General features: G+C 33.4%; 11 protein-coding genes. All 11 read right to left on the minus strand.

Features of this window, described 5'->3' with window-relative positions; all coding sequences use genetic code 11:
- Positions 1-3: 3 nt before the first annotated feature.
- The 11 genes from ruvA to Q0739_RS04905 all read right to left on the minus strand — a co-directional run bounded on the left by ruvA (position 4) and on the right by Q0739_RS04905 (position 13,469).
- Positions 4-585 carry a Holliday junction branch migration protein RuvA gene (gene ruvA, locus Q0739_RS04855; protein ID WP_298237576.1) on the minus strand — a complete coding sequence of 194 codons (582 nt, stop codon included), beginning with the start codon at positions 583-585 and terminating at the stop codon, positions 4-6.
- A 51-nt stretch (positions 586-636) separates the two neighbouring features.
- Positions 637-2,934, minus strand: coding sequence for an NADP-dependent malic enzyme (locus tag Q0739_RS04860; RefSeq protein WP_298237577.1), 2,298 nt, complete (start codon positions 2,932-2,934; stop codon positions 637-639).
- Positions 2,935-3,243: 309 nt separating this feature from the next.
- Positions 3,244-3,825 carry a GDP-mannose pyrophosphatase NudK gene (nudK, locus tag Q0739_RS04865; protein WP_298237578.1) on the minus strand — a complete coding sequence of 194 codons (582 nt, stop codon included), beginning with the start codon at positions 3,823-3,825 and terminating at the stop codon, positions 3,244-3,246.
- Complete coding sequence (locus Q0739_RS04870) at positions 3,815-4,174, minus strand: DUF4406 domain-containing protein (RefSeq protein ID WP_298237579.1); 360 nt, start codon at positions 4,172-4,174, stop codon at positions 3,815-3,817. The genes nudK and Q0739_RS04870 overlap by 11 nt, the downstream gene beginning before the upstream one ends.
- A 54-nt stretch (positions 4,175-4,228) precedes the next feature.
- Entirely contained in the window at positions 4,229-4,804 is a 576-nt protein-coding gene (locus Q0739_RS04875; RefSeq protein WP_298237580.1) for a Crp/Fnr family transcriptional regulator, read from the minus strand.
- A gap of 397 nt (positions 4,805-5,201) precedes the next feature.
- Positions 5,202-6,767 (minus strand): sucrose phosphorylase, encoded by a 1,566-nt coding sequence (gene gtfA / locus Q0739_RS04880; RefSeq protein ID WP_298237581.1) that lies wholly within the window; start codon positions 6,765-6,767, stop codon positions 5,202-5,204.
- A gap of 10 nt (positions 6,768-6,777) precedes the next feature.
- Entirely contained in the window at positions 6,778-7,716 is a 939-nt protein-coding gene (locus tag Q0739_RS04885) for a carbohydrate kinase (protein ID WP_298237582.1), read from the minus strand.
- A gap of 184 nt (positions 7,717-7,900) precedes the next feature.
- Positions 7,901-8,908 carry an aldo/keto reductase gene (locus tag Q0739_RS04890; RefSeq protein ID WP_298237583.1) on the minus strand — a complete coding sequence of 336 codons (1,008 nt, stop codon included), beginning with the start codon at positions 8,906-8,908 and terminating at the stop codon, positions 7,901-7,903.
- Positions 8,909-8,972: 64 nt separating this feature from the next.
- Positions 8,973-10,271, minus strand: a complete 1,299-nt coding sequence (locus Q0739_RS04895) for an MFS transporter (protein WP_298237584.1) — start codon at positions 10,269-10,271, stop codon at positions 8,973-8,975.
- Entirely contained in the window at positions 10,258-10,635 is a 378-nt protein-coding gene (locus tag Q0739_RS04900; RefSeq protein WP_298237585.1) for a glutaredoxin family protein, read from the minus strand. The genes Q0739_RS04895 and Q0739_RS04900 overlap by 14 nt, the downstream gene beginning before the upstream one ends.
- A gap of 179 nt (positions 10,636-10,814) precedes the next feature.
- Positions 10,815-13,469 carry a TonB-dependent receptor gene (locus Q0739_RS04905; RefSeq protein WP_298237586.1) on the minus strand — a complete coding sequence of 885 codons (2,655 nt, stop codon included), beginning with the start codon at positions 13,467-13,469 and terminating at the stop codon, positions 10,815-10,817.
- Positions 13,470-13,595: the final 126 nt, after the last annotated feature.

Genomic DNA, 13,595 nt, shown 5'->3' on the forward strand with positions numbered 1-13,595 from the left:
TTATTATAAGTTTTTTAAAGCTTCTTTAATAATAGTTTCGACATTGGCATCTGGTTGTGCTATCATAATTTTATCCACAACACGTTCAGCCTGCTTTTTTGCAAAACCAAGAACCTCTAATGCAGATAACGCTTCATCTTTACTGGTATTGTCTTTAGAAACAGAAACTTCATCAATATCATAAATCTTTAAGATTTTATCCTTCAAATCAATAATAACACGTTGTGCTGTTTTTGCGCCAATACCTTTTATTGATTGAATTAAAGCTACATCGCTAGATGCAATGCCTTCCCGAACTTGTTTTGGTGTTAACGATGAGAGCATCGTTCTTGCAATACTAGAACCTATACCACTAACAGAAATTAATAGTCTAAAAATTTCGCGTTCAGCCAGAGATGAAAACCCATAAAGTGTGTGTGAATCTTCTTTTACCTGAAGATGTGTATACAATTTTAAAAAATCGTTATCTGGAATTTGAGAGTATGTATGTAATGAAATATTTAACATATACCCCACTCCATTACAATCTATAACAACATGTGTCGGATTTTTTTCCGAAAGTTTTCCCTGAATATGTGTTATCATTTAGAGCAATTCGTTAACAAACCAAATGTAATAAAATTATTTACACTAGTCCTACTTAGTCTGCCCCTTTTCTTCTTCCCACTTTTCTTTATACTGTGCATCAATAACCGCAATCGCCGTCATGTTTACAATTTCATCTACACTCGCACCCAATTGAAGTATATGAACGGGTTTACGCATACCCATCATAATTGGTCCAATAGAATCTGCTTCATTTAATTCTTTTAGTAACTTATACGTGATATTTGCAGCATCTAAATTAGGAAATATCAAGGCGTTAACCTTCTTACCAACTAATTTTGAGAAAGGGAATTTTTCACGCAGCATCTCATCATTTAATGCAAAATCTGTTTGTAACTCACCATCTACATCTAAACTAGGAAAATGACGATGCAAATAAGAAACAGCCTCTCGTACTTTAGAAGCTTTTTCATGATCGGAAGACCCAAAATTGGAATACGATATCATTGCCATAACTGGATTCATACCAAACATTTTAATAACCTGCGCGGTCATTTGTGTGATTTTGGTTAAATCTTTAGCCGTTGGATCGATATTGATGGATGTATCACTTAAAAATAACGGCCCTCGTTTAGTCATCATAACATTGGTAGTCGCTATCCTAGTAGCACCATGAGCCATTCCTACTAATTCCAACATTGGTTTTACAACCGAAGGATAATTACGAGAATATCCTGAAATAAGCGCATCGGCGTCACCTTCATTAACCATCATTGCAGCAAAGTAATTACGTTCACGCATTAAACGTTGTGAAGAATAATATGTTACGCCTCTTCTTTTTCTTTGCTCCCAATGAACCTTAGCATATTTATTTTTAACATCATTTTGTTCATCTGTTTTAGGGTCTATAATTGGAACATCTGCATCAAATTCAATTTCTTTCATCAGACTTTTTATGGTTTCCTTTCGTCCCAATAAAATAGGAAACGCAATGCCTTCATCATAAACAATTTGTGCCGCTTTTAGAACAGCAAGTTGGTCTGCTTCAGCAAAGACAACTCGTTTAGGATCTAATTTTGCTCTATTAAGCAGTAAGCGTACTAATTTATTGTCTGAACCTAAACGCTCTCTAAGACTATCTTTATATTTCTCCCAATCGGTAATAGACTCTTTAGCAACACCACTTTCCATAGCTGCCTTGGCTACCGCTGGAGGAACTTCTGCAATTAACCTTGGGTCAAATGGCTTTGGTATTATATAATCTTTACCAAAAGCAAGTCGCGTTTCACCATAGGCTATATTAACCTGCTCTGGAACTGGCTCTTTGGCCAATTTGGCTAGTGCTTTTACGGCTGCCATTTTCATGGCTTCATTAATTTTTGTTGCACGAACATCTAATGCGCCTCTAAAAATAAAAGGGAAACCTAATACATTATTAACTTGGTTAGGATGATCGCTACGCCCCGTAGCCATAATAACATCCTTTCGAGCTGCAATGGCTAAATCGTATTTTATTTCTGGATTTGGATTAGCCATAGCAAATACAATAGGGTTTTTCGCCATAACCTTCAACATATCTTGCGATACAATATCTGCCATAGAAAGTCCAATAAACACATCGGCTCCTATCATGGCTTCTTCTAGAGTATCTATTTTTCTGTGTGTAGCAAATTCAGCTTTTTCCTTAGTTAGATTATCTCTATCGTCCCTAATCACACCTTTACTATCTAGCATGACCATGTTTTTTCGATTTGCTCCACAGGCTTGATATAGCCGTGAGCAAGAAATAGCTGCAGCTCCAGCTCCACTAATAACTATTTTTACATCACTAATGTTTTTATCTGCAAGCTCAACGGCGTTCAACAATGCTGCAGCAGAAATAATTGCTGTACCATGCTGGTCATCATGCATTACAGGAATATCTAACTCTTCCTTTAAGCGTCTTTCAATTTCGAATGCTTCGGGAGCTTTAATATCTTCAAGATTAATCCCTCCAAAAGTTGGTGCTATATTTTTTACGGTTTCAATGAATTCATCGACATTTTCAGTATCTACTTCAATATCAAACACATCAATATCAGCGAAGATTTTAAACAGTAAGCCTTTACCTTCCATTACAGGTTTTGAAGCTTCTGGGCCAATATTTCCTAAACCTAAAACAGCCGTTCCGTTAGAAATTACTGCTACTAAATTACCTTTAGCTGTATATTTATAAGCGTTGTTTTTGTCTTTTTCAATCTCCAAACAAGGCTCTGCTACACCAGGAGAGTATGCTAAAGATAAATCTCTTTGGCTTGCATATTTTTTGGTTGGAACTACTTTTATTTTACCAGGAGTTGGTTTTGCGTGATATATAAGGGCTTCGCGTCTTTTACTTTCTTCACTCATATGGATTAAATTATATAGACTAACAAATATAGCAATCCTATTAAGGAAACAACTACTCTTTTAAAAAATTGATGTTTCTTTTTAAGCCTGAATAATATTAATACTTAATGTAAAAACTTAAACGTCATTGTTTCTTTAAACTCTCCTTAATTAGGTTTAATCCTAACCTTTTTAGAAATTAAGTCTACCCTTAAATATGCAAAAGCATTTTTATTTCACCAAATTAAATCTATCCTTAGATTATAAAACACCAAACTAGTAGTTCATTATTTTCAATTTATCGAAAAAACTATGGATGAATTTGCAACTTTAAAGAATTCCTTTAATTTGAATATACTGTAATAGCATTATTGTTTTTCCATCTTTAATTTCCCCATTTTCTATCATTTCTATCGCATTATCAATTTTCAATTCCAAGACCTCAATTTCCTCTTGTTCGTCTTCGACTCCACCACCTTCAGAGACTTTCATTGAGTCTTTATATTCAGCAATAAAAAAATAAACAATTTCAGTTACAGAGCCAGGGGACATATATGCTTCGAACACCTTCTCCACGGATGAAATTTCATATCCAGTTTCTTCTTGTGTTTCTCTATGAATACATTCGGTCGCATTTTCTTTGCTCAAAAGTCCAGCGCAAGTTTCTATTAGCATTCCAGTTTCATTACCATTAACATAAGTTGGCATCCGAAACTGTCTTGTGAGTATTACTGTTGACCTTTCCTTATTGTAAAGAAGTATTGTTGAACCATTTCCTCTATCATAGGCTTCCCTACTTTGTGTTTCCCAACTCCCATCCTTCTTTAAATAATCAAAAGTGACTTTTCTTAAAGTATACCAATTGTCAGAAAGAACTTCAGTTTTTAAATTGCGGACTTTATTATTTTGCACCTGGTATTTCTTTTAAATTATAATATACTTTTAATCCCAATTTTTTGGCTATCTCTACATCTTGATCGGCTCCCTTAGAATCTCCTTCTATTCTTAAAATTGCGTCACACTTGATCAACAGTCTATGAGCTGTAGGATATTGAATTTCATTAAAAATATCATCTCCAACTTCCTTTGAGCCAGCTGATTCAATCAATGGATTAGCCACCCATTCACCTATCATCGGGATATGACCTTTACGGAAAATTGGTAATGCCATGGACTCTAGTCTGTTCATGTTCTTTTTGATAAGTTCTAGATTGTTATTTGTTCCGCTTCGGTAAGGGCCTGCTATTAAAATCATCATCATAATTTAAGTTTTTGTAAAGAACGTAAATAATAATAACCTAAAAATTAAGATAGTTTAAGACAATTTCTTTTTGACAGAGCTTAAAAATTCAGGCGTAACACCAAGATAAGATGCAATTTGCTTTTGGGTTACTTTTTTAACTATTTGAGGGTATTTATCAATGAATCTTGTGTATCGTTGCTCCGTGGTAAAAGAAATATTATCCAATACCCTAAGCTGTTCCCTAATGTAAGCATTCTGAAAAAGAATTCTGAAAAACCTTTCAAATTTTGGCAGCCGTTTATATAGTTTTTCTAACATAATAAAATCAAATTCTATTAACCGACTGACTTCTAATGTTTCTATTGATAACAAAGCGGGTTTTTTATTTACAAAAGAGTACATATCAGTAATCCACCAATCTTGAACAGCTAACATAATAGTAGATTCCCTACCTTCTTCGTTAACATTAAATGCTCTCAAACTTCCAAATTCGACAAAATATAACTTGCTACTTACAGACCCCTGTTCTAATACTATTTCTTTTTTAGCAATATCTTTTTCTATCAAAATAGAAATGAAAAATTCCCTTTCAGTATTACTTAGTGAAATATGCTTTTGAATGTTCTTAAAAATTTGATATTCTTTCATGGTATAAAAAAATATAGTAGATTACATTTTGATTCATCTTAACACATTACTGTATGCATTGGGAATCATCAGGAACTGATTTTCAGAACGCACTTACTAGGTCGCTCACAAAAAACTTTTTCTAACTATGGTACCGGTTGCACAATGACTTAAAAAAGTACTGAAAAATTGATAAGCAATTGATTTTAAGACTTTTTTGTTTTCAAAATTCTGTTCTTGTCTAAAAAACAAGTTACTAAAACCAATTACATAGAGTCTTATTTGGGGATTTATACTACCTTTAAAATACTAATAACTCCTACTATGCTTTGGTGGACTATTTTTTAATAAATTTCAAGTATTTCCTTAAATTATAAACTACTATTGATTTTTAAAGAACTGGTGTTCTCCCTTTAACCTAATTTAACAACATTACAATATTTCTTCCAGATTCAGTGCGATTTATGGTAAATTCATAGGTCTTAAGGTTAGCTTTTAATTGTACCGCATCATTTCCATTCACCCACTCTATATCTATAGTATCTGAAGAGGTTTGGTTTATTTTTATACTTCCAGAAAATGCTTTGGATGTATTTCTTAATTTCAGAAGCTTAAGTTGATTTCGAACTATTGGTTTTTTAAGTCCTTCTTTAACATCCGTTACTGAAAGGGTTGTTCGGTTTATTTCTTTATGTCCTCCATTACCAGCTTTATCTGCAGCTTCATAATCATTTTTACCAGCAAAAATATCTAAATACCATACCTGTGGAATCCCAGGCATAAATATTTGAATGGCTCTAGCCAATAATAATTTTTGCTCATCTTCACCTATTGCACTAAAGAATGTAGCATTTACTTGGTAATAAGATATTTTTTTACCCGATGGGTCATAAAGATTCTTGACTCTGCCTCCATGTTCCATTATTTTATTCATAATGACTTCTATCTCATCATCTGATAGTAACCCTTTATAATACGTACCCGCAACTTCTTTCCCTTTTAAATCTAACACGGGGATTCCGTCGTGACAACCCAACATATTTACCGTTTTATAACCTTTACCAACTATTTCTTTGGCCCATTTCATAAGCGCCTCACAATTGGCATTTTCCAAAGTATGTATCATCAAACCTGGCAAGAAAAAATCATAAATTTGATACCCCTTATCAGCAACCTCATCATGTAAATGCAGTCCATATTCAGCATGAATTTCTGGTAAAAGTGTTAAATTATTCTTTTTTGCAATTTGCTTAATCCGTTCAAGATAATCCCAAGTCCCTGGTTTATTAAAAAAATTAGATTGTCCAATGTCTTTATGCAAATAAGCAAAAGCATCTAGTCTCAAAATTTTACAACCATAACCACTTAATTTTTTAAGGGTTTCTTCATAAAAACCCCAAACCAATTCGGATTTTGCATTAACATCCATTTGTCCTAAAAAACTTTTATCGTCATTTATCTTTTGATAAAACGTATTCCAATACGGTTGCATAGAGCCGTCAGGAAAAGGTACTTTTAATATGGGAAGACCAGACTTTCTCATAAATAATTTATCGAGGAATTCTTTTTTAGGAATTATGAAACCATCATCACCCATGGTTCCGTTTCCTCCCCAAAAGCTATTCCAATTGATAAAAAAGTCTTTGTATTTTGATTCCACTCCGTTTTTGAGCAAATCTTTAAATTGAGGCGATTCTACCGATAAATGATTTAATACAATATCAAACTTTAGCTCTATGTTAAGTCCATCTAGTGCTTTTAAATCTTCTTGAGAGACCAAATCTTTATTTAAATTATAGTCTATAACTGAAAATCCCCTATCTAAATCGCTGTTAAAAAAGGTTGGTAATATATAAAACAACGAAAAAACATCTTTGAATTCTGGCATTTGCAACATGGTAATCATGTCTTTTAAATTAACCCCAATGCTATCGGGATATGCATTTAGCATAACGCCGTTACTAATATTTGATTCTTTTGACATATCTAAATAATTATAGTAATTCTGATAATATGTTTATATTATCCGGTAATCTACCTACATTCTGAAGCTTTAAAGCTGCTAATTGCAAAGCTACTTCTAAACATTTTTCAATAGGTTTTTCTTTAATATAGGCGAACAAAAACCCAGACCAAAAGGCATCACCTGCTCCAGTGGCATCTTGTACCACATCAATTTGCATTGCAGGCATATAAATGATTTCCTCACCTTTTTGTGATAGCTTAACGCCTTTGCTACCCAATGTTAAACACACTATATCAACACCTTCAGAATGGAAAAAGTTAAATATGTCTTCATGCGGCAACTCCTGCTCAAAAAGCCTAAACATATCATCTTCACTAATCTTAACCAAAGGATTGAATTCACAATATGCCTTAATAACAACAAGTGCTTCTTCTTGACTATTCCATAACTTCTTAGCATAATTTACATCGATGCTTAACTTACATCCTAAATGAAATGCTTCCTTAGCTTTTTCTATAATAGCGGTTTGTGCAGGCTGTTTACTTAATGCAAAACAAGTCGTATGGAAAATATTGGTCTTTGATAGTAACTCTTTAGAAATTTGCTTTTCTGTAATAAAACAATCGGCCTCTCTAAACGGAATAAAATCTGGAGTACCATCTGTTCTAGATACAAAAATAACACTTGTTGGTTTATTCTCAAGTTGCTTAATATAACTTGTAATAACCCCAACACCATTTAATCTCTCGAAAATATATTCTCCAAAACCATCATTGCCTACGGTTGCTACCATAACAGATTTTAAGCCTAATCTTGTAGAATTCATAGCCACATTAGCAGGCGAACCTCCTAAATACCTATGATAATCTCTTGTATTGTTGATTAGTACTTCTGTTTGATGTCCAATGAAATCAACAAGTACCTCACCAACGCATAAAATATCTATATCTTTATTATTGTTCTTCAAAACTCTCTTTCTTAAATTATAAATTAGTTCGCTCTATCGACCTCTTATAAGAATAATGTCGGGTTTTATAACCCTACTTATCGTTTAAATACAACCTTTTTATTCACATACTTGGTTTTGCAACTAAATGGCTATCACTTCTAATCAGAATTATTGACAGGTATTACACATTAAACAAAAGCAATTAGATTTCTCTATTTCCATATTCATTCATAAATCTATAAGGATATAGTTCAGGTAATTGGCTTAAATTATTCAATAAATTCACTTCATCCAAAGTGAGGTATAAATTATTTGCTCCCATGTTGTCTTTAAGCTGGTCAAGGGTTCTGACCCCTAAAATTACAGAGGACACAACCTTATTTGATAATATCCATGCGATTGCAACTTGTGAAAATGTGACATTATATTTTTTTGTGAGAGACTCAATAGCATTAATTATTTGCCAATTTTTATCACTATTTCTACGCTCCCAGGATTCTTCTGTGTCATCCGAAGTACTTGCTATTCTACCCGAATTTGGTTTATCTTTAGTATACTTTCCAGATAAAAAACCACCCCCTAATGGTCCCCAAGTTAACAGTCCTAATCCTTCTGATTCAAATAAATCAAAAAATTCATATTCTAAATCTCTCTTTACTAAACTGTATTGATATTGGGCTGCTATAAATGGATTTGTATTCAAATATTTTGTTAAACCTTGAGCTTTCATCAACTGCCAAGCTTTAAAATTTGAAACACCTATATATCTAACTTTCCCCTTATCAATTAAATGCTCTATAGCTCTAATAGTTTCTTCAAGAGGTGTTATTGGGTCAAAGCTGTGTAGATAAAGTAAATCTATATAATCGGTTTTTAACCTGGCTAAACTATCATCAACACTTTGCACGATGTGGGTTCGAGATAAACCTTCTGCATTTATATCTGACGACGTCCTAAATCTTACTTTCGTAGAAATGATTGTCTTATCTCGTTTCCCTTTCAATGTTTTTCCTATAATTTCTTCTGAGCGCCCATCTGCATAAACATTAGCTGTATCAATATGATTACCTCCCAAATCAAGATAGTAGTTTATCATTTTAATTGCATCTTCTTCAGAAGTAGCCCGACCCGATTTCTCTCCAAATATCATTGTACCCAATGTTAAATTAGAGGATATTAAACCACTTTTCCCAATTTGCCTATACTTCATAATTTATTTGTCTTACTTAACATTTATATTTTATCTAACAACATTTTAATCTTCTTCATTAGTTTTAGGTTGTTTTAAGACGCAATGCTAAAACACCAGCTATGATAAAAAATACGCCACCAAATATTATGGCATTAACCGCACTATTATCTAACAGATTCTTTACAACAGGTCCGAATGTTAGTGTTTGAATTCCCATAGGAATAACAATCATCATATTCAATATGCCCATATAGACCCCGCGGCGTTCTTGGGGTACAACTTTAGACACCATAGAATAAGGGATACCCATCATTGCTGCCCAACCTACACCAAACAAAATCATGGGTAAAATAACCAAAAGCGGGTCTTGAATATATGGAATACTAAGCATGGCAATGCCTGTTAAAAATAGACTAAAAACATATACTTTTTTACCTCCGAATCTAACAGCTAAAGGTACAAGTGCCAATGCAAAAACTATTGTTGACACATTATATGTGGTATTCATTTTTGCTGCTTGACTTAGAGCTTGAGAAGCATCAAAATTCATACTCTCCCTAAACATAGGAGCTATAAACTGCCAATACACAAATAAGGCATACCATTGAAAAAGATAAACAGCAGATAATTTCCACATAAGCTTAGGCATATCTTTTATAGCATTCACAATTTCTAGAAAAGGTGTTTTAATTCTATCTGAAAGCGGTAAAGCATTGTGCTTTTTTATCTCTTCGAATTCTTCATCTGATGGTGGAATTTCTGGTGTTTTTAAAACTGACCATAAAATGGTAGAAACTGATAATATTGCACCAATAAAAAAGGAATAATACAACCATTTAGGAATACCACTAGCCGCTTCAACAGCTTCTGCAACTCCAAACCAATCTTGAAAAAGAAATATGGAGGCGTTTGCTAAAACAATACCTGCACCTACAAACAAACTTTGCATTTGGTAACCAAAACTTAACTGCTTGTTTGGTAATTTATCGCCTACAAAAGCACGATAAGGTTCCAAGGCCATATTATTACCAACATCAAGAATCCACAACAAACCAACTGCAAACCAAAGCGTAGGACTAAATGGAAAGGCAAATAAACACAAACTACCTATTATAGCTCCAATTAAGAAGAATGGTTTACGTCTTCCCCAGCGTGGCGACCAAGTCTTATCTGAAATGGCTCCAATTATGGGTTGAACGATTAAACCAGTTACTGGGCCAGCTAAGTTTAACAAAGGTAAATCTTCATGATGTGCTCCTAAAAATGAAAATATAGGATTAACGGCTGTTTGCTGTAAACCAAAACTAAATTGAATTCCTAAGAACCCTACATTCATATTAAAAATTTGCCAGAAACTTAACTTGATTTTACTTCTCATCATCAGTAGTCAATTTACTTAAAAATTCATCAAAAGTTTTGTAATTATTGGTTATAATTTTTCCGCCTTTATCCACAACAGGAATCTGAAAATTTGAAGTACTAATGCCAGACTTTCGTAATTTAACGTACATCTCTTCTATCTTTTCAGAATGTATGTCTAAATCATAAAAAACAAAAGAAATCCTTTTTTTGGTTAAATACGTTTTAGTGTCAACACAATAGTGGCATGTTCTGTTACCATATATGATAATTTTTTTTAATTCTTTTTTAGTATATACATCATCTGTAACCGAAGCTGAAGTTTGACCGAAGCTGACAGTAGGTAAGGTAAGAATAAATACTATTGAAAAAATAAGAGCTTTCACCTGTTTATATTTTATTGTTTACTATCTGTCAATATAATTAGCCATTAAAATCTAGATTGTTATCAAGAGCTATTAAAACTCTCTTTATATCTACACCAAAAAAGAGAGTAAAAAGAGCTGGAACTCAATATAAAACTCCAGCCCTTTTAATTAACAAACTACTCAAACTAAACTAATCCCTAAAATTTGTATGCTAATGACAAAGCTGATGAACGTCCTGTTATACCTCTAGTTAATGCATAACGATTTCCTCCTGGAGCATCACCAATTGTAGAGCCACCATTATCAATTTCTGTGATTCCTACGGTATCAAAAAGATTATTTACATTAATAGATACAGACAATCCTTTTGTAAGAGCAACTGTACCTAATAAATTAACATAAGTGTACCCTGGCATAATCAAAGCATTTCCATCAGATGCAAAAGACTTTGAAGTACCAATAATCCCTAAACCTAATGAATGTTGACGGTCTTTACCAAAAGTATATCTCGGAGAAAAATTGTATACAAAATCAGCCTGCCTTTGAGGGGTATTCCCTGTATTAGCACCTGTACCACTAGCTCTATCCTCAGTTATTTCAGCATTTGTGTACGTAATAGAACCAACAATGGAGAAACTTCCTGGATTATACAACCCTTCTAACTCTAGCCCAGAAGCTTTAAACTCATTACCTACCGTTTGGTTAAGAGCAGCACCTGCATCTTCATCAGTATTACTTAAGAAAGCAACTAAGTTAATATATCCGTTATTTATTTTTCTTTTATAACCTACTTCAAGCTGAGAGATTTGGTCATACTGTGTTGCAGCAGTTCCATCAAGTCCATAAGAATTTCTATCAGGAGCTCTACCTGAAGCACCTCGACTATATCTACCAAACACAGCTGAATCATCATTTAATTTATAATTTAAACCTGCCGAGAAAGAAACAAAATTGTACTCATCATTTACAATTTGATTTTGATTTGGGTTTCTAACAGGTACAGAAGTTTCAATATCTTCTATAACACCGTTACCATTGACATCGTAATTTTGAGGTGCAGCAGACCCAAAAGAAGCAATAGTTCCATCTACATCAACGTTTTCAAATCTAATACTACCATCAAAATTTAAATTTTCTGTAATTTTTGCATCAATACCTAAATATGGAGAATTTATTGTGTGTACCGTATTATATTTATTATTACAACAGTTTCCCCATTTTGGGTTACCATACGCGAATTGACCACCTCTAGAGAAACCATCAATATCAACTAATCTGGCGTTATCACCTTTAACTTCAGATAAAAAAGATGTCCAGTTCCAGCCTGTTTTAGTTTTTTGTGAGGCAAAAAAGTAACCAGCAGTTGCAGATACATTATCACCTAATTTTTTTGAAATTTTAAAATCATTAACAAAGCTTCCCATATCTTCAATGGTCACATCAAACATGTGTAATATTTGTAATAACCCATTATCAGGATTGTAAGCCTCTCTAGCTCCATCAGCATATACAAGACCTCCAGTAGCGGTTGCAGGAATATAACCTCTAACTTCTGCTTCTATATCTGCAGTAGCACCAAAACCAGCTGTAAAAGGGCCTGCCCATTCACCAGTTCTTGAAGCAGTTCTACCTTTGTTAAATACTTTCCATCCATCCCCTAAGTCAAAAGAGAATTCTAAACCTATAGCTTTTACTATTGGGTTATTACCAGTTCTAATATCACCTGTTCTTCTGTTACCATCTAAAGCACTTACACCTGCATTTTCTTGTAAAAATGCTGAATGCTGAGAATCATTATTAATATCATAACCTGGTAAATCTGTAAAAGTTGGATCAGAATCAGAACCTTCTACTAAAGTTGGACCAGGCAAATACATTGCAGATCTATCATTTAAAAACTTAAAATAAGTACGAATGTATCCTGAATTAAAACGCTTAGTAAAGTTTGCCTTAAGTTGCCCACCTTGATTAGCATTATACCCTGCTGCTTTTGGACCTTCACCAGACCTCATAAATCCTCCTATATGATAAGATATTCCATTAGCTAATGGCGTACCATACTCAAAGTCTATTCTGTTAGTTTGGTAATCTAAACCAAATGTTGTTGAAACAGAACCACCCTCTGTAGCTCCAGTTTTACTAATAACATTAATAATACCTGCAGGACCATTTGATGTTTGAGTGGATGCTGAACCACCTCTTATAGATTCAACTCTACCAATATTAGAATCTATTCTTAACCAGTTATCAGAATTACCAAAAGATGTGTCTCCAAATAAATTTATTGGCAATCCATCTTCTTGAATTTGCAAATATCTAGATCCACCAGAAGACACAGGCACACCACGTACACTATAATTACCATTACCATCACCACCAGAAGTTTCTGCACGTATAGCAGGGATATTTCTAAAAACTTCTCCTGAGGTTCTTGGAGCAGATTGAGCTATTTGTTGTATTCCAATTGATGACACCGAAACACTAGATTCTAATCTAGATTTTGGGTTGACTACGCCTGTTACGACTATCACATCCAATGATTGAGCATCTTCTGCCATTGTAAAATTTACTGTTACGTCGGCATCATTAATAGTAATATTTTGTGACACTTTTGCATACCCTAAGAAGGTTGCGGATAATGTGTAAGTACCATTTTCTATGCTACTAATAGTATAGTTACCGTCAAAATCTGTAACCGCACCTTTAGATGTGCCATCTAAAATAACATTAACACCCGCCAAAGGTATTCCTGCTTGGTCTTTAACATTTCCTGATATTGATTGTGCTGCAACAATACTTACCGAAAGTAGCATTATAATCAATAAAAATCCATTTTTTGTAATTGAATTCATTTTGTCTTAAATTTTAGTTATTCAATAAATTATTTAGTTAATTTTTATCAAATGTATATTTTTAAGTAGGTGAAATTTTATTATTCTCATCGAAAACGTTTTCGATTTCAACGAAAACGTTTTCGA

The sequence above is a fragment of the uncultured Algibacter sp. genome (assembly GCF_947487605.1).
Taxonomy (GTDB): domain Bacteria; phylum Bacteroidota; class Bacteroidia; order Flavobacteriales; family Flavobacteriaceae; genus Algibacter_D.